This is a genomic window from Streptomyces sp. NPDC058985, assembly GCF_042740985.1.
Taxonomy (GTDB): domain Bacteria; phylum Actinomycetota; class Actinomycetes; order Streptomycetales; family Streptomycetaceae; genus Streptomyces.
On the sequence record NZ_JBHYJX010000022.1, the window covers coordinates 66,820 to 92,735 of the forward strand.

Below are 25,916 nucleotides of genomic sequence, written 5' to 3' on the forward strand. Positions count from 1 at the left end.
CATGACCACCCACGCCGCCCCGCCGCCCCCGGACGCGACCAGCAACGTCACCCGCCTGCTCTGCGCCGGCACCTACCTCGACCCCGTCTACCGCAAGGCGGTGATCCGGGAGCTGCTGACCCACTCCTACCGGATGGTGGCCCCCTCCTACGGCTACGACGCCGCACCCGTGCTCGCGCACGCCCTCGCCGCCCACAACCTGCGCCGCAACCAGCTGGCCGCCCTCGGCGCGGGCACCGCCGTCGTCGTCCTGCTGTACGCCACAGGGGTGCTGAGCGGACTCGGTGCGGCGCTGCTGTTCTTCTGGGTCGCCTGGGCCACCATGTTCCTGCGCCGCCTGGCCATCCTCCAGACCCTCGCCGAGCACCTCGCACCGGCGGCGGAGGACCGCCCGGGATTCGACGGCGCCTACCCGATGACCTCGCGCTTCACCCCGGAGCTGGTCGGCAAGATCAACCGGCAGCAGGCCTCCGACACCGTCTACTACGGCGGCTACAAGCCGTTCGTCGGCGCCGGAAGCTCCATCCGCCGCTGGGCCAACGCCGAGCTGCTGCTGGGCGCCCCGATCTCCCGGAACGGTGCGCTCACCGGCCCGGGCTCCCTGCTCAACGGGCACTTCCCCGCCCAGCACGGCCCGGTGGACGGCGCGGGGGACCACGCCCCGGCCGAGCGCAAGCCGATCATCCCGTTCACCGTCGAGGACATCACCGGGCGCGTCAGCGAGCAGATGCTCGCCGAGCTGCGTGACAATCCCGCGCCCAGCGACCGGATCCAGCTGCTCTCCGTCGACCGGCGCAGGTTCACCAAGGCGGTCCGGACGGCCGAGGGCAGCGACTCCGTCGCCGTACTCCTGGACGCGCCCGACCCCGGTGACGGCGGCGACGAGCACTGGCGGGAGGACTACGACGCCCGGCGCGAGTACCTGTGCATCCGCATCGGAGCCTGGCAACAGGAGCTGGTCACCTCGGTGTTCATCGGCTTCGACATCAAGGGCAGCACCCTGCACACCGAGTTCTACACCTACGTGCTCGGACCCGTGCCGGAGAGCTTCCACCTCGCCGACCGGCTGCCCGCCGCCATCGACGGCCGGCTCATGCTGCGCATCGCCTGGGACGTGACCCGCAGCGCGCCCGGCGAACTGCTGCGCCTGGTCTTCAACCCGCTGCGCGAGCGGCTGCCCAGCCGCTTCGGTACCGACACCGTACGCACCCTGGTGGGCCAGCCCAACGACACCAGCGAGTTCCGGCTCGGCCGCTACGCGCTCACCTCCGTGGACTGCGGCGCGCTCACCAGCGTCCGCGAACTGGCGCCCGGCAACGACTTCCACCACTTCTTCCAGGAGTCGGACGCGATCAAGTACATCCAGATCATCGAGCGCCACCTGCTGCAGATCGTCGGTGACTTCCTGCGCGACCACGACGTCGACACCCGCGAGCACGAGGCGAACCAGACCAACATCCTCCAGCAGAACTTCGGGGCCAACAGCACCAACAACTTCGGCGGCAACCAGAGCGTCGGCAACAACGGCACCCAGACCTTCGGCAACAACTCCGGCATCACAAGAGAGGCACGACCGGCATGAGCGCCCAGAAGTTCCAAGGCAACGACTTCGGCCAGGGCAGCACCAACAACTTCGGGGGCAACCAGAGCGTCGGCAACGGCGGCACCCAGACCTTCGGCGACAACTCCCCGGTACAGGCCGCGCCGTCCGGGCAGCCGTACGCAGGCGGCGTCCGGCGCAACGCGGTGCCGATGCCCTCGGACGCCGACCGGGCCCGGAGCGTCTTCGTCGTGCACGGCCGGGACGACCAGGTGCGGCGGGAGATGTTCGAGCTGCTGCGCCGGCTCGACCTGCGCCCCAAGGAGTGGGAGGACCTGGTCCGAGCGACCGGCCATGCGTCCCCCTTCCTCGGTGACGTGGTCGCCGGCGCCCCGGCGCAGGCCCAGGCGGCGCTCGTACTGCTCACCCCGGACGACGTCGTCAGCCTCCACCGGGACCTGCGGGGGCACGACGAGCCGGAGTACGAGACCCGGCCCGTGTGCCAGCCGCGCCCGAACGTGCTGATCGAGCTGGGCATGGTGCTGATGGCGTACCCCGAGCGCACCCTGATCGTCGAGGTGGGCGGCCTGCGGCCGATCGCCGACATCGCGGGGCGCAACGTCATCCGCTTCGACGGCTCCGGGACGGCGCTCGGCAAGATCGTGGAACGGCTGAAGCTGGCGGGCTGCACGGTCAACGACACCGGTTCGGACTGGCGCCACACCTACCCGTTCCAGCACCTGTCCGCCTACCACCGCCGGCCGTAGCCCGGCGGATCCGCGCGCCGTTCGGGGGACCGGCGCAGGCGGCCCCCGGGACGCGTCCCGCACGTCGGAACGCGTCCCGGGGGCCGACCCATGCCCGCCGCCGGCTCCGTCGGAGGAACCCGGTCCACCGCGCCACCCGAACCGCCCGAACCGCCTGAACCGCCGGAATCCCCAACTCCCCCAAACGGACAATTGATACGCTGCCGAAACCTCCCCCGTGACCACTCGGCGGAAGCGGGCGAAACGAGTGGAGACCACTTGTATGGCGCGCATCCGTGTGAGGGTCCTGGGCCCGGCGGGTCTTGAAGTCGACGGCTCACCGGCCCGGTTGACGCCGTTGACGACACGGCTGCTGGTCCGGCTGGTGGCGGCGGAGGGAGAGTCCGTACCGGTCCGCACACTGCACCGCGACGTGTGGGCGGTGGGCGGCGAGCAGCCGCACCAGTCCGGGCGGCACCGCAACGAGGTGCAGAAGCGGGTCCTCGAACTGCGCCGCGCCCTCGACCCCGCCCAGAACGGTGACGGCGCCCGGGTGCTGCGCACCGAGCAGCTGCTGGCCGCACCGGCGCCCGAGACCGCGTACCGGCTGGTGCTCACGCCCGAGCAGCTGGACTGCGCGGAATTCACCGACCTGGTCAACTCGGCGCTGCTCGCGGCGCCCGCGTCGGCCGCCGACCGGCTGGCCGCGGCGCTGGCCCTGGTCCGCGGCCGTCCCCTGGCCGAGGCGGGCGACGAGGACTTCGCCCGGCCGCTGGTCCGCCGACTGCTCGCGCTGCGCGAGACGGCCTGCCGCCAGCTGATCCGCAGCCGGATGGACCTGGGCCGCCACGACCTCGCCCTGCCGGTCGCCCAGCAGATGGCCCGGGAGCGGCCCGACGACCAGGACGTCGCCGAGCTGCTCGGCTCGCTGCGGGCGCGGCTGCGGGAACGGCACGGGCAGGAACTGCTGCGTCAGCCCGTCCCCGGTGCCGGAGACCTGGTCGTGGTGCGCGGCGACCTGTTCGACCAGGAGGACGCCAATCTGGTGGTCGGGTTCACCGACACCTTCGACACCGCCACCGAACAGGACCTGGTGATCAGCCGGGACAGCGTGCAGGGGCAGCTGGTGCAGCGGCTGTTCGGCGGCGAGCGCAAGCTCCTCGACGACCGGCTCCAGGCCGGGCTGCGGGGGCTCACCCCGCTGCGCACGGAGCGGCCCCAGGACAAGCCGCGCGGCCGCCGGGTCCGCTATCCGCTCGGCACCACCGTGCCGCTCACGGTGGACGGCCGCCGGGTCTTCGCCGTGGCCTACTCCCGGCTCGGCAACGACCTCGTCGCCCGCTCGGGACCGGCCGAGCTGCGGGCGAGCCTGGACACCCTCTGGCCGGCCGTCGCCCGGTACGGCATGTACAAGCCGGTCGCGATCCCCCTGATCGGCTCCGGCCTCGCCCGGATCGTCGAACTCGACCGCACCCAGCTGCTCTTCATGATCGTCGAGAGCTTCGCCGCGCACTGCCGCCGGGACCCGGCCACCGCCCCCGAACTGCGCGTCGTGATCCGCCCGGCCGACCTCGAACGCACCGACCTGTCCGCCCTCGGCGCCTTCCTCCGCGCCCAGGGGGCGTCGGGCACCAGCACCGACGTCGGCGCCGGCACCGGGATCCGCGACACCGGTGCCGGCGCCGGCGACAGCGGTGGGGCCCAGGGCCACCGGTGACGTCGGCATGGGTCCAGCGCACCAGCGCGCCCGCTTCCGGCACCAGCGGCGATCCGCTTCCGAAGGGCTTCCGGCGCCGGGCCTACGGGTGCCGGTCCGCTCCCCCCGCCGCGTCCGACGCACCGCCCGCCGACCTCGACGGGACCACCGTGAAGCCGATCACCGTGCCGCCGCCGTCCCGCCGGTACGCGAACGGGGCGCCCCCGTGGGCCAGGGCGACCTCGCGCACGATGGACAGGCCGAGGCCAGAACCGGGGCGGGAGCGGGCGTCGGCGGCGCGGTAGAAGCGGTCGAAGACGCGGGTCAGGTCGGCGTCGGCGATGCCGGGGCCGCGGTCCAGGACCTCGACGCGGATCGGGCCCGGCCGGGCGGGTCCGGCGACGGCCAGCTCGATGGGACCGGTGCCGTCCGGGTCGAACTTCGCCGCGTTCTCGACCAGGTTGGAGAGCGCGCGGGTCAGCATCGCGGGCCGCCCCTCGGCCGTGGTCTCGCCGCAGACGCGTACGCCGATCTCGCGGCCGGTGCGGCGCCGGGCCAGCGCCGCCACGTCGTACGCGAGGTCCGCCAGGTCGACCGGCTGCGGGGGCTCGCCCGCGGACTGGCCGGCCGCCAGCTCGACCAGTTCGTTGACCAGGTCGGTCAGCTCCCGGGCCTCCTGCCCCAGGTCGGCGACGAGTTCCTCCCGGGCGGCGGGCGGGAGTTCGTCGATCCGGCGCAGCAGCGAGATGTTGGTCCGCAGCGAGGTCAGCGGCGTCCGCAGCTCGTGTCCGGCGTCCTGGACCAGGCGCCGCTGGTCCTCCTCCGACTGGGCGAGGCGGCCCAGCATCAGGTCGAAGGCGCGGCCGAGGCGCCCCACCTCGTCGGGTCCGGTGACCGGGACCGGGACGCCGAGCCGGCGGGTGCGGGCGACGTTCTCGGCGGCGGAGGTGAGGACCACCAGACGCCGGGTGATGCGCCGGGCCAGCCACCAGCCGAACAGGCCCGCGGCGAGCACCACCGCGGCCATCAGGACCAGCGTCCGCCGCTGCAGGGCGCGCAGCAGGTCCTCGGTGTCGCTGAACTCCTGCGCCACCTGCACCGCGCCCCGGCCGCCGCCGAGGGAGACGGTCGCCACCCGGAAGACGTCGGTGCCGACGTCGACGTCGTCGTGCTGGACCACCCGCCCGGCCTCAGCGGCACCGGCGGCCCGCCGGTCGGCGCCGGTCACCGGCAGCCGCGGCTCGGCCGGGTCCAGGACGGCGCCGTCCGGCCCGAGGACCTGTACGTCGGTGCGGGCGGGGCGGACGATGTCGTGGCCGGGCGCGGAGGAGGAGAAGTCGCCCGGCGACAGCCGCAGCCGGCGCACCTCGGCCCGCAGGTCCCGCGCGGCCTGTTCGAAGACGGACTCCTGGTCGACCCGGACCAGGCGGGCCGCCGCGTTGTAGGACAGCCCCCCGACGAGGAGCGTGACGACGGCGGTGATCGTCGCGAAGGACACCGCGAAGGTCGTCCGCAGCGACAGCAGCCGGGGCCGGCGCCCGAGCGGGGCGGCGCCCACTCAGTCGGCCCGCAGGACGTAACCCACGCCGCGCACGGTCTGGATCAGCTGCGGGGCGCCCGGCTGGTCGAGTTTGCGGCGCAGGTAGCCGACGTAGACGGCGAGGTTCTTGGAGCCGGGACCGAAGTCGTAGCCCCAGATGCGGTCGTAGATCGTGGAGTGGTCGAGCACGGTGCCCGCGTTGCGGACCAGCAGTTCGAGGAGTCCGAACTCGGTGCGGGTCAGTTCCAGCTCGCGTCCGTCGCGCCAGGCGCGGCGGGCCCGCGGGTCCATGCGCAGGCCGGCGGCCTCCGGGTACCGGTCGTCCGGCGTCTCCCCGGGCGCCACGGCCCGGTCGGCGGCGCCGGCCTCCGCGCGCTCGGCGGGGTCGGGGCGGTCCGTGCGGCGCAGCAGGGCGCGCAGGCGGGCGAAGACCTCCTCGACGTCGAAGGGCTTCACCACGTAGTCGTCGGCGCCCGCGTCCAGGCCCGCGATGCGGTCGGCGGTCTCCACCAGCGCGGTCAGCATCAGGATGGGGGTGGCGTCACCCTCGGCGCGCAGCTCCCGGCAGACCTGGAGGCCGTCGACGCCCGGCATCATCACGTCCAGCACCAGGACGTCGGGCCGGCCGCGGTGGGCCTGCGCCAGCGCCTCGGCGCCGTCGGCGACCGCGGTGACCCGGTACCCCTCCAGGGTGAGGGCGCGCTCCAGGGCGTGCCGGATGGCGCGGTCGTCTTCGGCGAGCAGAACAGTCCGGGGCACCCGTCCAGTCTGCCAAGGCCGGCGGCGGCGTGATCCGACGGCCCGGCCGCTCACCGGGATCTCACCCGGCGGGCCGCAGCGCGGCGAGCCGCTCCTCGAAGGGCACGACCTCCTCGAAGGAGTCGCGCCGGGGCCGCGGGCGGGCGGCCTCGGACAGGCCCGTCATCAGCGCGGCCAGTTCACCCGCGGCCCGCGCGGTCCGGCCGTCGAGCCCTTCGGCGCCCCAGTCCTCGGAGGCGGCGTACACCCCGGTGGGGACGACGACGGCCTTCAGGTACGCGAAGAGCGGCCGCAGGGCGTGGTCGAGGACCAGCGAGTGCCGGGCCGTACCGCCGGTGGCGCCGATCAGCACCGGCTTCCCGGCGAGGGCGTCCTCGTCGGTGACGCTCAGCGCGTCGAAGAACGACTTGAACAGCCCGCTGTACGAGGCCGAGAACACGGGGGTGACGACGATCAGGCCGTCCGCCCCCGCCACCGACTCGAAGGCGGCGGCGAGGTCCTGCCCCGGGAACCCGTTGGTGAAGGTGTGCGCGATCTCCACGGCGAGGTCGCGCACCTCGATCACCTGGACCTCCGCCGACGTCTGCCCGGCGGTGGCGGCGGCCAGCCGGTCGGCCAGCAGCCGGGTGGACGACGGGACGCCCAGTCCCGCCGAGACGACGACGAGCCTCATGCCCGCACTCCTTCCTCGCGGGCGCCCTTGGGGTCGACCTCGCGGGCGTCCTTGGGGGCGTCCTTGCGGGCGGCGGCCAGCAGGGACGCGTGGGCCGGCGCGTCCGGCACGTGAGCCGGACGGTCCTTGGCGAACTCCTTCCGCAGCACCGGCACGACCTCCTCGCCGAGCAGGTCGAGCTGCTCCAGGACGGTCTTCAGGGGCAGGCCGGCGTGGTCCATCAGGAACAGCTGGCGCTGGTAGTCGCCGGCGTAGTCGCGGAAGGCCAGCGTCTTCTCGATCACCTGCTGCGGCGAGCCGACCGTGAGCGGGGTCTGCTCGGTGAACTCCTCCAGGGACGGTCCGTGCCCGTACACGGGCGCCACGTCGAAGTACGGCCGGAACTCCCGCACCGCGTCCTGGCTGTTCCTCCGCATGAACACCTGCCCGCCCAGGCCGACGATCGCCTGCTCAGGGGTGCCGTGCCCGTAGTGCGCGTACCTCTGCCGGTACAGCTCGACCATCCGCTTGGTGTGCTCGGCGGGCCAGAAGATGTTGTTGTGGAAGAAGCCGTCGCCGTAGTACGCGGCCTGCTCGGCGATCTCCGGCGAGCGGATGGAGCCGTGCCAGACGAAGGGCGCGACGCCGTCCAGCGGCCGGGGCGTGGACGTGAAGCCCTGGAGCGGCGTGCGGAACTTCCCCTCCCAGTCCACGCTCTCCTCGCGCCACAGGCGGTGCAGCAGGGCGTAGTTCTCGACGGCGAGGTTGATGCCCTGCCGGATGTCCTTGCCGAACCAGGGATAGACGGGCCCGGTGTTCCCGCGCCCCATCATCAGGTCCACCCGGCCGTCGGCCAGGTGCTGGAGCATCGCGAAGTCCTCGGCGATCTTCACCGGGTCGTTGGTGGTGATGAGGGTGGTGGAGGTGGAGAGGACCAGCCGCTCGGTGCGGGCCGCGATGTAACCGAGCATGGTCGTGGGCGACGAGGGGACGAACGGCGGGTTGTGGTGCTCGCCGGTCGCGAACACGTCGAGCCCGACCTCCTCGGCCTTCAGCGCGATGGCGACCATGGCCTTGATCCGCTCGCGCTCCGTCGGCGTACGGCCCGTGGTCGGGTCGGGCGTGACGTCGCCGACGCTGAAAATGCCGAACTGCATGGTCGCTCAACCTCCGGTTTGTTGACACTTCAACTATACCGGAGAACGGAGAACGACCAGGGACTATTCCCCCCGGTTCCCCCCGTGCGGAGCCGTGCGGGGCCCTCACCGCCAGTACGGATCCCGCCCCGTCCCCGCGAGCAGCCGCTCGAACCCCGACGCGCCCTCGGCCGGCTCGACCGGCACCCCGAACATGCCCATCTCCCTGGCCGTCGGCGCCAGCTCCGCCACCGCGCCCGCCAGCTCCGCCACGACCGCCTCGTCGGCACCCGGGTCCTCCTGGCCCGTCGCCCGCGCCAGGTCCCACACGTGCACGGTCAGGTCGAGCAGCGCCATCGAGCCGACCAGCCGCGCGGGCATGTCCATTCCGCCGGTCGTGCCCTCCTCGGCACCGGGCGCCGACCAGGCCGCCACCAACCGGTCCGCCTCGACCACCAGCCGCTCACGCCACTCGGGGCTCCCGGCGACCCGGTCCGGGGTCTCACCGAAGTCCGAAGCCTCCTTCCGGGCCAGCCGCTGGAACTGCTCGATCACCTGGAAGAGATGATTGACCAGCGCCTTCACGTCGTACTCGGCGCAGGGCGTGGGAGCGGCGAGCGCCGCGTCCGGAACGCCCCGCACCACCGGGACCGCCCGCTCGCGCGCCATGGCCAGCAGCTCACCGATGCCGTACGTCTTCACACCGTTCGTGTCCATGCCCCGACCGTAGGGACCTCCGGGGCCGCCCTTCTTGAAGAAACGCGACACCCGGGGAAGCGCGACGTACGATCCGGCCATGGAGGCACCCCGCCACGACACCCGCGGGATCGTCGACCCGACCGCGCTGCTCCACCGCGTGCGATTCCGTCGGTACGCGCCCGCCGAGCCGCTGCGCCGGTACGTCGAGTGGTACTGGCTCATCGACTGGGACCTGCCCACCCCCTACGCCTCCCACGTCGTACCGCACCCCTGCGTCAACCTCACCTTCCAGTGGGACGAGGACGAGGGCCCGCCCTACGCCGAGGTCACCGGCGTCGCCCTCGGCCTGTACACCCGGAAGCTGACCGGGCGGGGCCGGGTCTGCGGGGCAAAGTTCCGGCCCGGCGGCTTCCGGCCGTACACCCCCGGGACACCGGTGTCGCGATGGACGGGGCGCGCCCTGCCCGCCCGGGAGGTGTTCCCCCAGGTGACGGACGCCACGACCGACGCCGTCGTCACCCCCGCCGACGACCGGGGCCGGGTGGCCGCCCTCGACGCCTTCCTGCTCACCCTGCCCCGCGTCGCGGACCCCCAGGCCGACCACGCCGTGGACCTCGTCGACCGCATCCGCTCCGACCGCACGGTGCGCCGCGTCGGCGACCTCGCCCGGGCGGAGGGACTGTCGGTGCGGGCCCTGCAGCGGCTCTTCTCGACCCACGTCGGCGTCAGCCCGAAGTGGGTCATCCTCCGGTACCGCATCCACGAGGCCCTGGAACGCGCCGGCACCCGCACCGGCATCGACTGGGCCGCCCTCGCCGCCGAGCTCGGCTACGCCGACCAGGCCCATCTGGTGCGCGACTTCACGACGACGGTCGGGGTGCCGCCGACGGCGTACGTGGCGGAGACGGATCCGGCCGGCTCCGGAGACGCGGACGGCGGCATGCGAAGCTGACCGCCATGGTCATTCTCCGCTCGGCCGCCCTCTTCGTCGTCGCCGCCCTCTTCGAGATCGGCGGTGCCTGGCTGGTCTGGCAGGGGGTGCGCGAGCAGCGGGGCTGGCTCTGGGCGGCCGGCGGGGTCCTCGCGCTGGGCGCGTACGGCTTCGTCGCGACCTTCCAGCCCGACGCCCACTTCGGCCGCGTCCTCGCCGCGTACGGCGGCGTCTTCGTGGCCGGCTCGATCCTGTGGGGCGTGGTCGCCGACGGCTACCGCCCCGACCGGTGGGACATCACCGGCGCGCTGGTCTGCCTGGCCGGGATGGCCGTGATCATGTGGGCACCCCGCAACGGCGGCTGACTACCCTGGACGGCGACGTCCAGCACCGATCAAGGAGCAGCCCATGGCCACCGCAGCCGCCCCGTCCGCCGCCTCGCGCATCGCCGTCGTCACCGGTGCGAGCAGCGGCATCGGCGCCGCCACGGCCCGGCAGCTCGCCGCGGCGGGTTACCGGGTCGTCCTCACCGCCCGCCGCAAGGACCGCATCGAGGCGCTCGCCGAGGAGATCGAGGCGGCCGGGCACAAGGCCACGGCGTACCCCCTCGACGTCACCGACCGCGCGGCCGTCGACGAGTTCGCCACCGCCTTCAAGACGGTCGGCGTCCTGGTCAACAACGCCGGCGGCGCGCTCGGCGCCGACCCGGTGGCCACCGGCGACCCGGAGGACTGGCGCCGGATGTACGAGACGAACGTCCTCGGCACCCTCAATCTCACCCAGGCCCTGCTCCCCAAGCTGGAGGCGAGCGGCGACGGCACGGTGGTCGTCGTCTCCTCCACCGCCGGGTTCGCCACCTACGAGGGCGGCGCGGGCTACGTCGCCGCGAAGCACGCCGAACACGTCCTCGCCGAGACACTGCGCCTGGAGATCGTCGGCCGCCCGGTCCGCGTCGTCGAGATCGCGCCCGGCATGGTCAAGACCGACGAGTTCGCACTGACCCGCTTCGCCGGCGACCAGGACAAGGCGGCCAAGGTCTACCAGGGCGTCGCCGCCCCCCTGACCGCCGACGACGTCGCCGACACCATCACCTGGGCGATCACCCGCCCCGCCCACGTCAACATCGACCTCCTGGTGGTCCGGCCCCGGGCCCAGGCCTCCAACACGAAGGTGCACCGGGAGGCGTAGGACCGGGGGGGGCGGACCGGCCGGTCAGCCCTTCACACAGACGACCTGCTTCAGCTTCGCCACGACCTCCACGAGGTCGCGCTGCTGGTCGATGACCTGGTCGATCGGCTTGTAGGCGCCCGGGATCTCGTCCACCACGCCCGAGTCCTTGCGGCACTCCACGCCCCGCGTCTGCTCCTCCAGGTCCTTGGTGGAGAAGCGCCGCTTGGCCGCGTTCCGGCTCATGCGTCGGCCCGCGCCGTGGGAGGCGGAGTTGAAGGACTTGTCGTTCCCGACGCCCCTCACGATGTACGAACCCGTGCCCATGGAACCGGGGATGATCCCGTAGTCCCCGGAACCCGCGCGGATCGCGCCCTTACGGGTCACCAGCAGGTCCATCCCGTCGTACCGCTCCTCCGCCACGTAGTTGTGGTGGCATGAGATCTCCGGCTCGAAGACCGGCTTGGCCTTCTTGAACTCCTTGCGGACCACGTCCTTGAAGAGCGCCATCATCAGGGTGCGGTTGTACTTCGCGTACTCCTGCGCCCAGAACAGGTCGTTGCGGTACGCCGCCATCTGCGGGGTGTCCGCGACGAACACCGCGAGGTCGCGGTCGATCAGGCCCTGGTTGTGCGGGAGCTTCTGGGCGACGCCGATGTGGTGCTCGGCGAGTTCCTTGCCGATGTTGCGGGAGCCGGAGTGCAGCATGAGCCAGACAGAACCGGTCGTATCCGTGCAGAACTCAATGAAGTGATTTCCGGATCCGAGCGTTCCCATCTGCTTCCCGGCCCGCTCGTGACGGAACTTGACCGCCTCCGCGACCCCGTCGAACCGCCCCCAGAAGTCGTCCCACCCGCCCGTCGCGAGCCCGTGGAAGCGCCCCGGCTCGACGGGGCTGTCATGCATCCCCCGCCCCACCGGAATCGCCTGCTCGATCTTCGAGCGGAGGCGGGAGAGGTCGCCGGGCAGGTCGTTCGCCGTCAGGGACGTCTTCACCGCCGACATTCCGCAGCCGATGTCGACGCCCACCGCCGCCGGGCACACCGCGCCCCGCATCGCGATCACGGAGCCGACCGTCGCACCCTTGCCGTAGTGCACGTCCGGCATGACCGCCAGGCCCTTGATCCACGGCAGGGTCGCGACGTTGCGCAGCTGCTGCAGCGCGCCCTCCTCGACCGTCGCCGGGTCGGTCCACATCCGGATCGGCACCTTCGCGCCCGGCATCTCCACGTACGACATATCGCCCTCATTCCCCCGGAAACCAACAGAAGTATCGAAGCGCAAAAACCGGAGCCAATGACAGTCAAAAGGGCAACTGACCGGCGTTCACGGCAGCGCGTGCGATACACATTGTCTCCAGGGGGCGCCCCCGTGCGGCAAGCGATTAACCAGCGGGGACACTGGAGTCCCGAAGCGATCCGAGCGTCCCGAACCACAGCCACCCCGGCGAGAGGAGCCGCACCGTGCAGCGGAAGGCCTACGTACCCGGCGTCGCCGCCTGCCTGGCGGTGGTGCTGGCCGGCTGCACCGGCGGCTCCGGCGACGGCGCCACGTCGGACGACTCCAACCCGGGCCGGCCGGGCGTCACCACCGAGGCCGCCGAGCCGGGCAGGTACAAGACCCTGCCGGAGCCGTGCGGCGCGGTCGGCGACAAGACGCTCGACTCGCTGCTGCCCGGCATCGAGGAGATCCCGGACGAGGCGCAGCGCGAGAAGGCGTACAAGGGGGAGCCGACGCTCGCGTACGACACCGACCGCAAGGTGGGCTGCCGCTGGAAGGTCGAGTCGGCGGAGGCCACCAACCACCTCTTCGTCGACTTCGAGCGCGTGGTGTCGTACGACAACTCCGTGAGCGACGACAGCCAGGCCGAACAGCTCTTCGCCAAGCAGGTGGAGGCCGCGGACCTGCCCGAGCCGGTGGTCTCCGAGTCGGCGTCCTCGCCTTCGTCCTCCTCCTCGTCCTCTTCCTCGCCCGAGTCGGGGTCGGGGTCCCCGTCCGGCGCCACCCCGTCCGGCTCGCCCTCGGGCTCCGCACCGTCCGGCGACGCCTCGTCGAGCCCCTCCGCCGGTGCCACGCCCGCCGATCTCCAGCCCCGGCTCCTCGACGACCTCGGCGACGAGGGATACCTCGACGACGAGCTGAGCGACTCCGGTTCGACCGCGAAACAGCGCACCGTGACTGTGGCGTTCCGCACGTCGAACGTCATGGTGACCATCGAGTACGCGGAGCAGTCGGCGACGCTCGGATCCGTGCCGGACAGCGAGGAAATGCAGGACATGGCCCGGAAACTCGCCTCCCAGCTGGCGGATTCGCTCGGCGGTTGAGCCCCGTCCGGGCCCCGGCGCGTGCGCGCGCGGTGGGCCCGAAGCGGGCCCGCACGATTTCTTCACCGCGTACGGTGGCTCCTCGGACCCGTTCCGACCGCAGGAACCACGAGCGTCATGAGTGAAGGAACCATGCAGCTACGAGCCCAGCGTGACCAGCGAGACAAGCGAGAGCAGCGAGAGCGGAAAGCGTCGCGGCTGACCCGCGTCGCCGTCTGCGCGGCCGCCGTCCCCGCCGTGCTGGTGGTGGCCGGCTGCTCCTCGGACTCCGGATCCGGCGACGGGACGGACAAGGCCGCCGCCGAGAAGTCCGCCGCGTCCAAGTCCGCGAGCCCGTCCCCGACGGTGCGGGCGGCGGCGTACGCGAAGCTTCCGGAGCCGTGCTCGGTGCTGTCGGAGAAGTCGCTGGAGGACCTGGTCCCGAAGGGCGACTCCGGGAAGGAGGGCGCCTCCAATGACACCGCCACTCGCGTCAGTTGCTCCTGGGACAGCCTCGACGACAACGGTGTGAAGGGCTCCCAGTTCCGCTGGCTGAGCGTGTCGATGCTGCGCTTCGAGTCGGACGAGACGCGCGGCGCGGGCGACGCGCTGGCGCACAAGTACTACACGAAGCAGCTCGCGGACACGCAGAGCACCGAGGGTGCCAAGAGCCTCAAGACCACGCCGGTCAGCGGCACGGGTGACGAGGCCTCGGTCGTGCGCTACGACCTGAAGAAGAAGGAAGGCACCTTCAAGCAGCAGACGGTCGTGGCGCGCGTCGAGAACGTCGTCGTCACCCTCGACTACAACGGCGCGGGTCTGGCCGGCGAGAAGACGCCGGACGCGGACGACCTGGTGAAGGACGCGCAGAAGGCGGCCAAGGAGGCGGTGGCCGCGGTGGTGAAGGCCAACGGCAGCGGGGCGGGCGGCTCGGCCTCGCCGTCGGATCCGGCGTCGAAGAAGCCGTCCTCGGCGGCGTCGGAGCCGTCGTCGAAGTCGTCGTCGAACTCGTCGTCGAAGTCCTAGCCGAAGCCGGGCTGAGGGACCGTATCGACCACCGGCCACCCGTTCCCCGCACACATGTGCCACTCTGTTGCGCGCAACAACAGGCACATGGAGGGGAGTACGGGTGGCCGCGCCACTACAGCTGACCCGGACGCATCGCGTTCTCATCGGCATGGTCGTCTTCGGTGCCGTCATCATCGCCGGGATCGGCTTCGCGGGTTCCTACGCGGCGGTGCGGGAACTGGCGCTGAAGAAGGGCTTCGGGAACTTCAGCTACGTCTTCCCGATCGGCATCGACGCGGGCATCTGCGTGCTGCTCGCCCTCGATCTGCTGCTGACCTGGATCCGCATCCCCTTCCCGCTGCTGCGCCAGACGGCGTGGCTGCTGACGGCGGCGACGATCGCGTTCAACGGCGCGGCGGCCTGGCCGGACCCGCTGGGGGTCGGCATGCACGGCGTGATCCCGATCCTGTTCGTGGTGTCCGTCGAGGCCGCCCGGCACGCGATCGGCAGGATCGCCGACATCACCGCCGACAAGCACATGGAGGGCGTCCGGCTCACCCGGTGGATGCTCTCCCCGGTGCCGACGTTCCTGCTGTGGCGCCGGATGAAGCTGTGGGAGCTGCGCTCCTACGAGCAGGTCATCAAGCTGGAGCAGGAGCGGCTGGTCTACCAGGCCCGGCTGCGTTCCCGCTTCGGCCGCTCCTGGCGCCGCAAGGCGCCCGTCGAGTCCCTGATGCCGCTGCGCCTGGCCCGCTACGGCGTCCCGCTCGCGCAGACCGCTCCGGCGGGTCTGGCGGCGGCGGGTATCGAACCGGCCCTGCTGCCGCCGGCGCCGCGTACCGAGGAGTCTGCCGAGAGCCCCGGGGGCCCGTCTTCGACGCCTTCGCTGCGCAAGGCCGAGCCGGCCGCGGAGCGGCGTCCCGAGCTGACGGACGGCCGGGAGCCGGAGCCGGTGTGGGAGGAGCCGGAGCCCGAGCCGGACCAGAACCAGTGGCTGCACGCCCGGGATCCGCAGTCCGTCGAGTACCGCGGTGACTACGACCCCGCGTACGACCCGGACGACCAGTACGCGCAGTGGTACGCGGAGCAGCAGCAGGCGGACGAGTACCGGCAGCAGTTCGAGGAGCCGCCGCCCGTCCAGGAGCCCCCTGGGGAGGACACGGGCAGTTTCCCCATTCCGGTGGGGCCGCACCGCACCCGTGAGCTGGGCGAGGGGGGCGGCAGCCCGCAGGCGGAGCCGGACGAGGACGCGTACTACCAGGTGTTCAAGCAGTCGATCAGCGGCAGCGGTTACCCGACGCCGCGGGAGTTCGGCTACAACGTCGAGGCGACGTACGGGGTTTCCGTGCTGGACGCGGATGCGAAGCGGATGGTCATGCGTTTTCAGGAACGCCACACGGCGGAACTCGAGGACGAGCACATCGCGTAGCGGCGGCGCCTTTCCGGGAATTCCGCGGATTCAGCCGCGGGGATTTCCGATCACCTTCGCCTCTTCATGAAATCCATCTCTTCATGAGATGTCCACACCGCCAACCACCCCAAAGCGGACGACAGTTCAACAGAGCGTGTGACACCTGTCACCTGGGCGGAAGGTTGTAGCCACACATGTGAAGAGATCGTGATGATTGATCATCCGCGATGTTCTGTTTCTCCAGGGTCAATTGACGGCACATCAGAAATGTGAATTGCTAAGCGATTGCATCATGAATGATTCCGCCGAGTGCCGTACGGCACTTACCTGGAGGACGAAATCCCTATGGAGACAGTGTTCTGGAGCCGACGGCGCCTGCTCGGCACCCTCGCCGCCGTCACGGCCGTCGCCGCCACGCCCGGCGTCCTGGTCGCGCCGGCCCGCGCCGGGGCCGCCACGGCGGCGGCGGACGAGCCGCCCACACCGTTCGAGCTGCCGGACACCGATCGGGCGAAGGTCGTCAGGGCCTGGCTGACCGGCGGCAAGGCCACCAAGGCCGCCGCGGCGGACGCGATGTACGGCACGGACGCGGACATACGGACGTTCCTCGGCACGACGCTCGCCACGGTGACGGCGGAGGACAACCGCGTCGCCGTGGCCGCCTACCTCGCGAGATCCGGCGTCGGGCTGCGCCGCGAGGCGTCCGCGGCGCTGGACGGCGGCGACGCCGCGGTGGCCGCCTTCCTCGACGGCGGCTTCAGACCCGGCCTGCTCGAAGACCTCCAGGTGTCCACGGCCACGGTCTCCGCCACCGGCGGCAAGGCGGTCAGACGCGAGGCGTCCGCCGCCCTGGACGGCGGTACCGAGCAGGACCTCGTGGCGTTCCTCTCCGAGGACCGCTTCACGGCCCGTGAGGAGGACATGCGGGTGGAGGTCGCCACGATGCTGACCTCCGGCGGCGCGGAGGTGCGCAAGTACGCGGACCGCGCGATGAGCGGGGGCCGCCAGGAGGTGGAGTGGTTCCTGGACACCGGGCAGCACATCGCGCGCGCCCGCGACCAGGAGACCGCGAAGATCGAGGAACTCGTCGCCGTCGTGGAGCGCGAGGGCAAGCGCGCCCAGGCGGAGACCGACCTCGCCGTCGAGGCGTCCGAGCGGGCCAAGACCGCCGCGGAGAAGGCGAAGCAGGCTGCCGAGAAGGCGGCCGCCGAGGCCGCGGCGGCCAAGGACGACGTGGCGAAGTCCGGTGCGGCGGCCCGCAAGGCCGCGAGCGCCGCCCAGGGCGCCGCCAAGGCCGCCCGCAGCGCCATCAGCGCCTCCCAGACCGCCGTCACCGCCTCCCGCCGCGCCTCGTTCGCCGCGGCCGCCGCCGCGCAGGCCGCCGCCACCGCGGGCAACGCGGCGGCGCACGCGTACAACGCGGCCATCGCCGCCTCCAAGGACGACCGCAGGGCCGAAGCGGCGAAGAACGCGGCCATCGCGGCGCGCAACGGCGCCGCGCGGGCCCGTACGGCCGCCAAGGCCGCCGACTACGCGGCCACCGCGGCCTCCCAGGCGGCCGGGGCCGGCTCCGCCGCCGCCTCCGCCGCGCGCAACGCGGCCTCCGCCGCCAACTCCGCGGCCCAGGCCGCCGCCGCGGCGGGCGCCGCCCAGTCCGAGGCCGCCGAGGCCAAGCGCCAGGCCGCGATCGCGAACAGCGCCGCCAACCGCGCCACCAACGCGGCCTCCACCGCACAGGCCCTGGCCAACAAGGCCGCGTCCGCCGCGCGCACCGCACGCGACGCCGCCAACTCCGCGGCGGACCACGCGGACAAGGCCGCCGACGCGGCCGAGGAGGCGTACAAGTACGCCGGCCAGGCCATCGACTACGCCAACAAGTCCACCGCGCACGCGGCCGAGGCGATCAAGGCGGCCGAGACCGCGACCAAGGCCGTCGAGGACGCGAGGGCGGTCGAGGAGGCGGCCCGGGCCGCGGAGACGGCGCGCCTGGAGGAGGACAGGAAGGACGGCCTGGAGGAAGCCAGGCTGCTCGCCCAGCTGGAGGCCGAGGACCGGGCCGCGCAGGCCAACCGGCGCACCCAGGACGAGCAGACCTCCCAGGACCTCAAGGACCGGATCGCGAGCGCCGAGCAGGCGCTGGCCGACGGCGACCTGGCACTGGCCGCGACCCTGGGCCGCAAGGCGGCCGTCGGCATGGCCGCCTCGAAGGGCGCCTGGGCCCGTGAGGCCGCCCAGTTCGCGCTGGCCGGCGCGGACGCGGACGTGCACGCCTGGATCGACGCCGACCGGGCGATCGCCGAGGACCAGGACGACCGGGAGACCGCGCTGCACATCGCGGAGGTGTCCTCGGCCATCGTGGGCGAAGCCGTGCACACGGCGTTGACGAGCGATCTCGCCGACGCGGTGAAGACCTTCCTGACCGACGGACTGATCACGGCCTCGGCCGAGGACAGCCGGGTCAGCATCGCCTCCATCCTCTCCACCGACCCCGGCCCCGCCGTCAAGGCGGCGGCCAACGCCGCCCTGGACGCCAACACCGCCCAGGCGCTGCGGGACTTCTTCGACAAGGACTACCCCGAGGCGGTCCGGGACGACGACGGCGTCGCCACCGCCTCGCTGCTCAACACCGGCGGCATGTACACCAAGGCGTACGCGGAGGTCGCCCTGGAGGGGCCGACGTGGATGCGCCGGAACTTCATCGCCCTCGTCCAGCACAAGGCGGCCCAGCTCGACCACGACTCGGCCACGCACATCGCGGCGGTCCGGGGTGCGATCGCCGCCGCCGCGAAGATCGCCTACAAGGCGCAGGAGGACGCGCAGCTCGCCTCGAAGGCGGCCGCGGAGGCGCGCAACGCGGCGGACAAGGCCAAGGAGTGGGCGGACAAGGCGCTCGCCTCCGCGAAGCAGGCGGACACCTACGCGGCGCAGGCCGACCAGAACGCCGACGACGCCGACGCGTCCGCCGCGGCCGCGCAGGCGTCCGCGAACCGGGCGAAGGCCGCGGCGGCGACCGCCCGCAAGGCCGGCCGCTCGGCCAACTACTCGGCGAACCGGGCGATCGACTCGGCCCGCAGCGCCATGCGCTCCTCCTACAGCGCCCAGGCGTCGGCGAACAGCGCGCGCCAGTCCGCGATCGCCGCGGGCAAGAACGCGCAGGAGGCGGCCGCGGCGGCCACCGATGCCCGCCGCATCGTCACCCAGAAGCGCAGGGCGGAGGCCGCGGAGGCGGCCCGCAAGGCGGCCGAGGCGGCGCGCCGGGCCAAGGAGGAGGGGCGCAACCCCGCCGACAGCCCCACGCACGACAAGACCAACTCGGGCGGCTCGCAGGGCGACAAGGACGAGTGGTGGAACGACGCCCAGTTCTACGCCGACGCGTTCAACTGGATCAGCATCGGCTCCGGGTTCCTCGCCGCGGGAGCCGCCTTCATCGCGCCGTGGACCGGACCCTTCGCTCCGGCCGTCGCCGCGGCGGCGGGGGTGCTCGGCTGGGTCTCCCTGGCCTCGGCGGGGCTCAGCACGCTGTTCACGGGCATCGAACACGGCTTCGGCAGCTCCGAGTTCGCGGGGTCCCTCGTCGGCACGAGCCTGGGGCTGCTCACGTTCGGCCAGTCCAAGTGGATCGGGGCCACGCTGGAGGGCGTCGCGTCGCCGGTGGCCAAGCGGGTCACCCAGCTGGGCAGCGACATCATCTCGCCCATCACCGGTACGCTGGGTTCCCTTTTCGGGTGATCACGTCTCCGGGTGATCACGGGATGACCGCAGACCGCTGATCCGACCGGGGCGGGTACCGGGCCCACGAGGCCGGTACCCGCCCCCGGTCAGGGGGGACACACACCATGCTCACGTCCGTGCCCGTCGTCTGGCTGGTGCTGCTGGCCGTGGCCGCCACCGCGCTCTCCAGCTGGCTGCTGGGCAGCTGGATCCCGTTCCGGAAGTTCCGCATCGCCTACCCGGTGACGATGGTCACCGGCGGCGTCCTGCTGGTCCTCGTCTGCAAGCTGAACGGCCTCGGCCTGAGCGAGGCGCTCGTCATGTACTCGTTCGCCCACATCGGCCTGACCCTCGGCCTGCTTCCCCAGCGCAAGCTGTTCCGCGAGGTATTGGAGCGGTGGCGCCGCGGCGAGCCCACGGAGCACCTCACCCCCCGGGGCAGCCACCTCGCCCTCCTCGCCGTCACCGTGGTCGGCGTACTCTTCGCAGGCTTCGCCCTGACCCGCTGACCGGCAGGCGCGGCAGGCCGGGCAGGCCCGGCAGCCCGGCAGGCCCGACGCCCCGCAGGCCGGGCAGGTCGGACACGTCCGGTGGCCCGCAGGCCCGCCGACCCGCAGGCCGAGCAGGTCCGGTGGCCCCGCAGGCCCGCCGACCCGCAGGCCGGGCAGGCCCGGCGGCCCGGCGGCGGCCGGGTAGAGCACCTGGTCGCGGCGGGTAAGGTACTGGCCGGGCGTCTCGCCGTACGCCTCCGCGAAGGCTCGCACAGCCCCGCACGTGCACGTCCGCCGCCTTGGCCAGCGGCGCACCGGCATCGCGGCCCGGCAGCTCGGCGAGCTGGACCCCAGCGACCGGCAGACCCGCACCCGCAGACCCGCAGACGGGCAGGACCAGCAGGTCCGGCGACACCGGGCAGGCCCAGCGACCCGTAGGTCCGCCGACCCGCAGACCGGCAGGCCCAGCGACCCGGCAGGCCCGCCGACCCCCGACGGCTCGGACGCCCTACTCCCCGAGCAGGGTCCGCACCCGCTCCTGACCCACCGCGAGGAGCAGGGTGGGCAGCCGCGGGCCGGTGTCGCGGCCCACGAGCAGGTGGTACAGCAGCGCGAAGAACGTCCGCTGGGCCGTCTTGATCTCCGGCGGCAGTTCCTTGGGCGTGGCGTCCGCCGAGAATCCGGCCTGGACCTTGGGCACGCCGTACACGAGGTGGGTGAGCCCGTCCAGGGACCACTGCCCGGCCAGCCCGTCGAGGAGCAGCCGCAGCGACTGCCGGCTCGCCTCGTCCAGCGACTTCAGCAGCTCGGCGTCGGGCTCCTCGCGCACGATGGTGCGCTGGTCGGCGGGGACGTGGTTGTTGATCCACGCCTCGGCCTTGTCGTAGCGCGGCCGGGCCTCCGCCAGCGTCGCCAGGGGGTCGGCCGGGTCCAGCTCGCTGAGGATGCGCAGCGCCTGGTCCTCGTGCCCGGCGGTGATGTCGGCCACCGAGGCGAGCGTGCGGTACGGCAGCGGCCTGGGCGTCCGCGGCAGCTCACCGGTGGCCGTGCCCACGGCACGCGCGTGCGCGGCGGCGTCGGCGGGCAGCGCGCTGCCGTCGGCAACCTTGGCGTCGAGGCGGTCCCACTCGTCGTAGAGCCGCTGGATCTCCTGATCGAAGGCGATCTTGAAGGACTGGTTCGGGCGGCGGCGGGCGTACAGCCAGCGCAGCAGCTGCGGCTCCATGATCTTGAGCGCGTCGGCCGGGGTGGGCACCCCGCCCTTCGACGACGACATCTTCGCCATGCCGCTGATGCCGACGAACGCGTACATCGGCCCGATGGGCTGCTCGCCGCCGAAGATCCCGACGATCTGCCCGCCGACCTGGAACGACGACCCGGGAGAGGAGTGGTCGACGCCGCTGGGCTCGAAGACGACGCCCTCGTACGCCCAGCGCATCGGCCAGTCGACCTTCCAGACCAGCTTGCCGCGGTTGAACTCGCTGAGCCGGACCGTCTCGGAGAAGCCGCACGCGGTGCAGGCGTACGTCAGCTCGGTCGAGTCGTCGTCGTACGCCGTGACCGTGGTCAGGTCCTTCTCGCAGTTGCCGCAGTACGGCTTGTACGGGAAGTACCCGGCGGAGCCCTGGCTGCCGTCGTCCTCGGCGGCGGCGCCGGAGCCCTCGGCGGCCTCCAGCTCGGCCTCGTCGACGGGCTTCTGCGACTTCTTGGCGCCGCCCGCGGTCTTCGGCTTGGTCCGGTACTGGGCGAGGATCGCGTCGATGTCCCGCCGGTGCTTCAGAGCGTGCAGGATCTGCTCGCGGTAGACGCCGGACGTGTACTGCGCGGTCTGGCTGATCCCGTCGAACTCCACACCCATCTCGGCGAGCGACTCGACCATCGCGGCCTTGAAGTGCTCGGCCCAGTTCGGGTACGGGGAGCCCTCGGGGGCGGGGACGGAGGTGAGCGGCTTGCCGATGTGCTCGGCCCAGGACTCGTCGACGCCCGCGATCCCGGCGGGGACCTTGCGGTAGCGGTCGTAGTCGTCCCAGGAGATCAGGTGCCGGACCTCGTGCCCGCGGCGGCGCACCTCGTCGCCGACCAGGTGCGGGGTCATGACCTCGCGGAGGTTGCCCAGGTGGATGGGGCCCGACGGGGAAAGGCCGGACGCGACGACCACAGGTTTGCCCGGGGCACGGCGCTCCGACTCGGCGATGACCTCGTCCGCGAAACGGGAGACCCAGTCGGTGGTCTCTGTGCTCTGAGCCACGATCGGCACGTCCTCTTTCCTGATGGTTCTGCTCGGGCAGCCGGTACGGTCGCACGGCTGACCGCTCCATTCTCCCAGCCCGGCCCGCATCCGCGAAAACCGCTTTTCACCGCGTGGGATACTCGGCTTCTGTACTACTCCACGAACCCGAGCAGAACGGCAGCCACTCCATGGCCTCGGTCACGTCCCTCACCGACTCCGTCCAGCAGCAGCTCGCGTCCGCCCTCACGGCCACCCGGCCGGAGGCCGCCGGCGCAGACCCGCTGCTGCGACGCAGCGACCGGGCGGACTACCAGGCCAACGGCATCCTCGCGCTGGCCAAGAAGGCCAAGGCGAACCCGCGGGAGCTGGCCACCGAGGTCGTCGCGCACATCACCACCGGCGACCTGGTCAAGGACGTCGAGGTCTCCGGCCCCGGCTTCCTGAACATCACCGTCGGCGACCGGGCGATCACCGAGAACCTGGCCGCGCGGTACGCGGACGGCGAGCGCCTCGGTGTGCCGCTGAAGAAGGACGCCGGCGTCACCGTCGTCGACTACGCCCAGCCGAACGTGGCGAAGGAGATGCACGTCGGCCACCTGCGCTCCGCGGTCATCGGCGACGCCCTGCGCGGCATGCTCGACTTCACCGGCGAGAAGACGATCGGCCGGCACCACATCGGCGACTGGGGCACCCAGTTCGGCATGCTCATCCAGTACCTGTTCGAGCACCCCGGCGAGCTGGCCCCGGCCGAAGAGGTCGACGGCGAGCAGGCCATGTCGAACCTGAACCGGGTGTACAAGGCGTCGCGTGCGGTCTTCGACGCGGACGAGGAGTTCAAGGAGCGGGCCCGCAAGCGGGTCGTCGCCCTGCAGTCCGGCGACAAGGAGACGCTCGAGCTGTGGCAGCAGTTCGTGGACGAGTCGAAGGTCTACTTCTACTCGGTCTTCGAGAAGCTCGACATGGAGATCCGCGACGAGGAGATCGTCGGCGAGTCCGCGTACAACGAGGGCATGCCCGAGACCGCCCGCATCCTGGAGGAGACGGGCGTCGCGGTGCGCTCCGAGGGCGCGCTCGTGGTGTTCTTCGACGAGATCCGCGGCAAGGACGACCAGCCGGTCCCGCTGATCGTCCAGAAGGCCGACGGCGGCTTCGGCTACGCGGCCTCCGACCTGACGGCGATCCGCAACCGCGTCCAGGACCTGGACGCCACCACGCTGCTGTACGTCGTCGACGTACGCCAGTCGCTCCACTTCAGGATGGTCTTCGAGACCGCCCGCCGGGCCGGCTGGCTGAACGACGACGTCACCGCGCACAACATGGGCTACGGCACGGTGCTCGGCGCGGACGGCAAGCCCTTCAAGACGCGGGCGGGCGAGACCGTGCGCCTGGAGGACCTGCTGGACGAGGCGGTGCAGCGGGCGGCCGAGGTCGTACGGGAGAAGGCGCGGGACCTCACCGAGGACGAGATCCAGGAGCGGGCCGCCCAGGTCGGCATCGGCGCCGTGAAGTACGCGGACCTGTCGACGTCGCCGAGCCGCGACTACAAGTTCGACCTGGACCAGATGGTCTCGCTCAACGGCGACACCAGCGTGTACCTCCAGTACGCCTACGCCCGGATCCGGTCCATCCTCCGCAAGGCCGGCGAGGTCGCCCCCGCCGCCCACCCGGAGCTGGAGCTGCACGCGGCGGAGCGGGCACTGGGCCTGCACCTGGACGCGTTCGGCGACACGGTCTTCGAGGCGGCCGCGGAGTACGCCCCGCACAAGCTGACGGCGTACCTGTACCAGGCGGCGTCACTGTTCACGTCGTTCTACGACAAGTGCCCGGTCCTGAAGGCCGAGACGCCGCAGCAGGTCGAGAACCGCCTCTTCCTGTGCGACGTCACGGCCCGCACCCTGCACCAGGGCATGGCCCTGCTGGGGATCAGGACGCCCGAGCGCCTCTGACGACGGGCCGGGTCAGGCGTGGTAGCGGATCGTTCCGCGCAACGCCGGCCCGGCACCCTCGCAGTGCTGGACGAAGGTGGCGGCGAACGCCTCGACCGTGCCGTCCTCGCCCAACGCGAGGCGCTGGACGGTCAGTTCGCCGCTCACCTCGTTGCAGCCACGCCCGTTGCCGAAGACGTCCAGCCCGGCCACGCCCTCTCCGCTGCCGCGCTCCGCCCGGTAGGTGCGGCCGGCCTCGAACCGCTCGCCGGCGGGCGGGGTCAGGATGGCGCTCCAGTCCTCCCGCTTGCCGGAGACGCCGTACTGGACGCCGTCGCCGTACGGGCTGAGCGAGAAGGTGCTGGTGGCGCCCAGGTGGGTGGCGCCGCCGCCCTGGCCGATGTAGTCCCCGGCGTCGCTGGTGTACTGGTAACTGAGCGGGTATGCCTGGTACTTGACGACGCCGCGGAGGGCCGGTGCGTCCGCGCTCTCGCAGCGCTGGACGTAGCTCGCGTCCAGGACGGAGATGGCACCCGTGGCGTCCGTCTCGATCTGGTTGACCGAGAACTGGCCCCACACCTCGTTGCAGCCCCGCCCGTCACCCGACACGTCGAGCCCCGGTGAGCGGCCGGTGCGGAACGAGGCCCGCTCCGCGTTCCGGTAGACGCCCGGCCGCAGCTTCTCCCCCTTGGGCGCGGCGAGGTCGACGTCCCACCAGGTGATGTCCTCCTCGGTCTCCACCCAGACCCGGAAGCGCACGTACTCCGCGTCCCCGCCGGCCGTGATGGTCGCCGTCGCGGGCGTGTAGGCGGCCTTGGCACCCTGCCCGATGTAGTCACCGGCCTTGCTGCTGTGGCTGTACTTCGTGACGGCCGCCGGTGTGCCGGCGGCGGCCGCGGCGGGTGCGGACAGGCCGGCCGTCAGGCCGATGGTCGCGGTCAGGCTCGCGAGCGCGCCGAGCAGGGCGCGTCGCCATCCGGTGCGGGTACGCACGGATGCCTCCCCCTTCGTGAGACGGACGCCGAATCGGCGCCCGAACTGGTGTCGCACAACGACCAGTTGGCTATCCACCGTTACCTCACACAAACCACTGGAAGCACACATTCCCCATCCGTACCCGACAGGGGGTCAGCCGAGCAGCCGCAGTCCCTCCGGCGCGTCGATGCCGAAGTCCTCCGCCAGTACGCGGCGGGCCTCCGTCTCGTCGGCCGGTTTGTGCTCGGTGACCGTGCCGTCGGCGCGGGTCGTGGTGACGCGGCCCGATTCGAGGAGCAGATGGGCGTCCGCGGTGAGGCACTGGATGTAAGGGCCGTGGGTGAACGGGGAGCGGGGGTTCGTGGCGACGTGCCAGTTGACGACCTCGAAGTCGGCCTGCTCGAAGGGCTCGAGGGTGAAGGCGTACTGCGCCGCCCAGCCCTCGGCCCCGTACGTCTCCAGCACCCACATCTCCAGCGGCCCCCGGTGCGGCGCGTGCACCAGCCGGTGCAGGCGTCCGGCGTCGTGGAACTCGGTGTCCGCCGTCAGCGGCACCGGTTCCAGCAGGGCGCTGACGGCGCCGAAGCCGACGTCGGCCAGGTACGCCCGCGGGTCGCCGGGGATCTCGACCAGCAGGGCCATGTGCGTGCGCGGGCGGTCCTCGAAACGCTCGGCGCCGAGGACGACCCGCGCGTTGAGCAGGGTCACCCCGAAGCCCAGCGCCTTCAGGGCCGCCGCGAACAGGGTGTTGTGCTCGTAGCAGTAGCCGCCGCGCCGGCCGCCGTGTACCAGCTTGGCCATCAGGTCGGCGAGCTGGAGGGAAGGGGCCTTGCCGCCGAGGGCGTCGAGGTTCTCGAAGGGGATGGCCCGGGCGTGGGCGAGGTGCACCCCGCGGAGCGTGGCGGCGTCGGCCCGCCGCTCCCCCGTCCAGCCGATCCGGGTCAGGTACGCGTCGAGGTCGAACGATGTGGTCGTCCCTGCGCTGTCAGCCATGAC

The 25,916-nt window shown here is 72.3% G+C and carries 21 protein-coding genes; 12 read left to right on the plus strand and 9 right to left on the minus strand.

Annotated elements, in window-relative coordinates:
- Position 1 precedes the first annotated feature (1 nt).
- The 3 genes from ACFW01_RS20585 to ACFW01_RS20595 all read left to right on the plus strand — a co-directional run bounded on the left by ACFW01_RS20585 (position 2) and on the right by ACFW01_RS20595 (position 4,003).
- Positions 2-1,582 (plus strand): hypothetical protein, encoded by a 1,581-nt coding sequence (locus ACFW01_RS20585; protein WP_234958138.1) that lies wholly within the window; start codon positions 2-4, stop codon positions 1,580-1,582.
- Positions 1,579-2,307 (plus strand): nucleotide-binding protein, encoded by a 729-nt coding sequence (locus ACFW01_RS20590; protein WP_234958139.1) that lies wholly within the window; start codon positions 1,579-1,581, stop codon positions 2,305-2,307. Before ACFW01_RS20585 ends, ACFW01_RS20590 begins: the two co-directional genes overlap by 4 nt.
- Positions 2,308-2,569: 262 nt before the next feature.
- Positions 2,570-4,003, plus strand: a complete 1,434-nt coding sequence (locus tag ACFW01_RS20595) for a macro domain-containing protein (protein ID WP_384505307.1) — start codon at positions 2,570-2,572, stop codon at positions 4,001-4,003.
- An 82-nt stretch (positions 4,004-4,085) separates the two neighbouring features.
- On the opposite strand, the gene ACFW01_RS20600 is transcribed toward ACFW01_RS20595, so the two are convergent.
- From ACFW01_RS20600 to ACFW01_RS20620, 5 genes are all read right to left on the minus strand, one after another.
- Positions 4,086-5,540 (minus strand): ATP-binding protein, encoded by a 1,455-nt coding sequence (locus tag ACFW01_RS20600; protein ID WP_384505314.1) that lies wholly within the window; start codon positions 5,538-5,540, stop codon positions 4,086-4,088.
- The gene (locus ACFW01_RS20605; protein WP_234958142.1) at positions 5,541-6,281 is read right to left on the minus strand and encodes a response regulator transcription factor; all 741 of its coding nucleotides are present in this window, start codon (positions 6,279-6,281) and stop codon (positions 5,541-5,543) included. It abuts the gene before it with no gap.
- A 61-nt stretch (positions 6,282-6,342) separates the two neighbouring features.
- On the minus strand, positions 6,343-6,954 hold the full coding sequence (locus ACFW01_RS20610) for an FMN reductase (protein ID WP_234958143.1): 612 nt from the start codon (positions 6,952-6,954) through the stop codon (positions 6,343-6,345).
- A complete protein-coding gene (locus ACFW01_RS20615; protein ID WP_234958144.1) occupies positions 6,951-8,090 on the minus strand; it encodes an LLM class flavin-dependent oxidoreductase in 1,140 nt (379 codons plus the stop codon). The genes ACFW01_RS20610 and ACFW01_RS20615 overlap by 4 nt, the downstream gene beginning before the upstream one ends.
- A gap of 105 nt (positions 8,091-8,195) precedes the next feature.
- Positions 8,196-8,786: a TIGR03086 family metal-binding protein gene (locus tag ACFW01_RS20620; RefSeq protein ID WP_234958145.1), complete on the minus strand. Its 591-nt coding sequence runs from the start codon at positions 8,784-8,786 to the stop codon at positions 8,196-8,198.
- 79 nt (positions 8,787-8,865) lie between these two features.
- Between ACFW01_RS20620 and ACFW01_RS20625 the strand changes: the two genes are divergently transcribed.
- The 3 genes from ACFW01_RS20625 to ACFW01_RS20635 are packed head-to-tail and all read left to right on the plus strand — an operon-like array spanning position 8,866 to position 10,887.
- Positions 8,866-9,720 carry a DUF6597 domain-containing transcriptional factor gene (locus ACFW01_RS20625; RefSeq protein ID WP_384505319.1) on the plus strand — a complete coding sequence of 285 codons (855 nt, stop codon included), beginning with the start codon at positions 8,866-8,868 and terminating at the stop codon, positions 9,718-9,720.
- A 5-nt stretch (positions 9,721-9,725) separates the two neighbouring features.
- On the plus strand, positions 9,726-10,064 hold the full coding sequence (locus ACFW01_RS20630; RefSeq protein ID WP_234958147.1) for a YnfA family protein: 339 nt from the start codon (positions 9,726-9,728) through the stop codon (positions 10,062-10,064).
- Positions 10,065-10,107: 43 nt separating this feature from the next.
- Complete coding sequence (locus ACFW01_RS20635) at positions 10,108-10,887, plus strand: SDR family NAD(P)-dependent oxidoreductase (protein WP_384505322.1); 780 nt, start codon at positions 10,108-10,110, stop codon at positions 10,885-10,887.
- Between the two features lie 24 nt (positions 10,888-10,911).
- Here the strand turns inward: ACFW01_RS20635 and ACFW01_RS20640 are convergent, their stop codons facing one another.
- The gene (locus ACFW01_RS20640; RefSeq protein ID WP_384505325.1) at positions 10,912-12,105 is read right to left on the minus strand and encodes an RtcB family protein; all 1,194 of its coding nucleotides are present in this window, start codon (positions 12,103-12,105) and stop codon (positions 10,912-10,914) included.
- 224 nt (positions 12,106-12,329) lie between these two features.
- Here ACFW01_RS20640 and ACFW01_RS20645 point away from each other — a divergent pair, with 224 nt between their 5' ends.
- The 5 genes from ACFW01_RS20645 (at position 12,330) to ACFW01_RS20665 (ending at position 19,808) form a co-directional block, all read left to right on the plus strand.
- The gene (locus ACFW01_RS20645; RefSeq protein ID WP_384505328.1) at positions 12,330-13,190 is read left to right on the plus strand and encodes a DUF3558 domain-containing protein; all 861 of its coding nucleotides are present in this window, start codon (positions 12,330-12,332) and stop codon (positions 13,188-13,190) included.
- Between the two features lie 117 nt (positions 13,191-13,307).
- Positions 13,308-14,195 carry a DUF3558 family protein gene (locus ACFW01_RS20650; RefSeq protein WP_384505331.1) on the plus strand — a complete coding sequence of 296 codons (888 nt, stop codon included), beginning with the start codon at positions 13,308-13,310 and terminating at the stop codon, positions 14,193-14,195.
- A 103-nt stretch (positions 14,196-14,298) separates the two neighbouring features.
- Positions 14,299-15,606, plus strand: a complete 1,308-nt coding sequence (locus ACFW01_RS20655) for a DUF2637 domain-containing protein (protein WP_234958152.1) — start codon at positions 14,299-14,301, stop codon at positions 15,604-15,606.
- 327 nt (positions 15,607-15,933) lie between these two features.
- A complete protein-coding gene (locus ACFW01_RS20660) occupies positions 15,934-19,317 on the plus strand; it encodes an ALF repeat-containing protein (RefSeq protein ID WP_234958153.1) in 3,384 nt (1,127 codons plus the stop codon).
- A gap of 107 nt (positions 19,318-19,424) precedes the next feature.
- Positions 19,425-19,808: a hypothetical protein gene (locus ACFW01_RS20665; RefSeq protein WP_234958154.1), complete on the plus strand. Its 384-nt coding sequence runs from the start codon at positions 19,425-19,427 to the stop codon at positions 19,806-19,808.
- A 490-nt stretch (positions 19,809-20,298) separates the two neighbouring features.
- Here ACFW01_RS20665 and lysS read toward each other — a convergent pair whose 3' ends face one another.
- Complete coding sequence (gene lysS, locus ACFW01_RS20670; RefSeq protein ID WP_384505335.1) at positions 20,299-22,047, minus strand: lysine--tRNA ligase; 1,749 nt, start codon at positions 22,045-22,047, stop codon at positions 20,299-20,301.
- Positions 22,048-22,208: 161 nt separating this feature from the next.
- Here lysS and argS point away from each other — a divergent pair, with 161 nt between their 5' ends.
- Complete coding sequence (gene argS, locus ACFW01_RS20675; protein WP_234958156.1) at positions 22,209-23,966, plus strand: arginine--tRNA ligase; 1,758 nt, start codon at positions 22,209-22,211, stop codon at positions 23,964-23,966.
- A gap of 12 nt (positions 23,967-23,978) precedes the next feature.
- Here the strand turns inward: argS and ACFW01_RS20680 are convergent, their stop codons facing one another.
- Positions 23,979-24,938, minus strand: a complete 960-nt coding sequence (locus ACFW01_RS20680) for a hypothetical protein (RefSeq protein ID WP_384505340.1) — start codon at positions 24,936-24,938, stop codon at positions 23,979-23,981.
- Positions 24,939-25,073: 135 nt separating this feature from the next.
- Positions 25,074-25,913: an arylamine N-acetyltransferase gene (locus ACFW01_RS20685; RefSeq protein ID WP_234958158.1), complete on the minus strand. Its 840-nt coding sequence runs from the start codon at positions 25,911-25,913 to the stop codon at positions 25,074-25,076.
- Between the last annotated feature and the right edge of the window lie 3 nt (positions 25,914-25,916).

Coding starts and splice junctions, on each gene's coding strand:
- ACFW01_RS20590 (WP_234958139.1), top strand. CDS start 1,579: ATGAGCGCCCAGAAGTTCCAAGGCAACGACTTCGGCCAGGGCAGCACC.
- argS (WP_234958156.1), top strand. CDS start 22,209: ATGGCCTCGGTCACGTCCCTCACCGACTCCGTCCAGCAGCAGCTCGCG.
- ACFW01_RS20595 (WP_384505307.1), top strand. CDS start 2,570: ATGGCGCGCATCCGTGTGAGGGTCCTGGGCCCGGCGGGTCTTGAAGTC.
- ACFW01_RS20625 (WP_384505319.1), top strand. CDS start 8,866: ATGGAGGCACCCCGCCACGACACCCGCGGGATCGTCGACCCGACCGCG.
- ACFW01_RS20665 (WP_234958154.1), top strand. CDS start 19,425: ATGCTCACGTCCGTGCCCGTCGTCTGGCTGGTGCTGCTGGCCGTGGCC.
- ACFW01_RS20635 (WP_384505322.1), top strand. CDS start 10,108: ATGGCCACCGCAGCCGCCCCGTCCGCCGCCTCGCGCATCGCCGTCGTC.
- ACFW01_RS20615 (WP_234958144.1), bottom strand. CDS start 8,090: ATGCAGTTCGGCATTTTCAGCGTCGGCGACGTCACGCCCGACCCGACC.
- ACFW01_RS20660 (WP_234958153.1), top strand. CDS start 15,934: ATGGAGACAGTGTTCTGGAGCCGACGGCGCCTGCTCGGCACCCTCGCC.
- ACFW01_RS20630 (WP_234958147.1), top strand. CDS start 9,726: ATGGTCATTCTCCGCTCGGCCGCCCTCTTCGTCGTCGCCGCCCTCTTC.
- ACFW01_RS20585 (WP_234958138.1), top strand. CDS start 2: ATGACCACCCACGCCGCCCCGCCGCCCCCGGACGCGACCAGCAACGTC.
- ACFW01_RS20620 (WP_234958145.1), bottom strand. CDS start 8,786: ATGGACACGAACGGTGTGAAGACGTACGGCATCGGTGAGCTGCTGGCC.
- ACFW01_RS20610 (WP_234958143.1), bottom strand. CDS start 6,954: ATGAGGCTCGTCGTCGTCTCGGCGGGACTGGGCGTCCCGTCGTCCACC.
- ACFW01_RS20685 (WP_234958158.1), bottom strand. CDS start 25,913: ATGGCTGACAGCGCAGGGACGACCACATCGTTCGACCTCGACGCGTAC.
- ACFW01_RS20640 (WP_384505325.1), bottom strand. CDS start 12,105: ATGTCGTACGTGGAGATGCCGGGCGCGAAGGTGCCGATCCGGATGTGG.
- ACFW01_RS20650 (WP_384505331.1), top strand. CDS start 13,308: ATGAGTGAAGGAACCATGCAGCTACGAGCCCAGCGTGACCAGCGAGAC.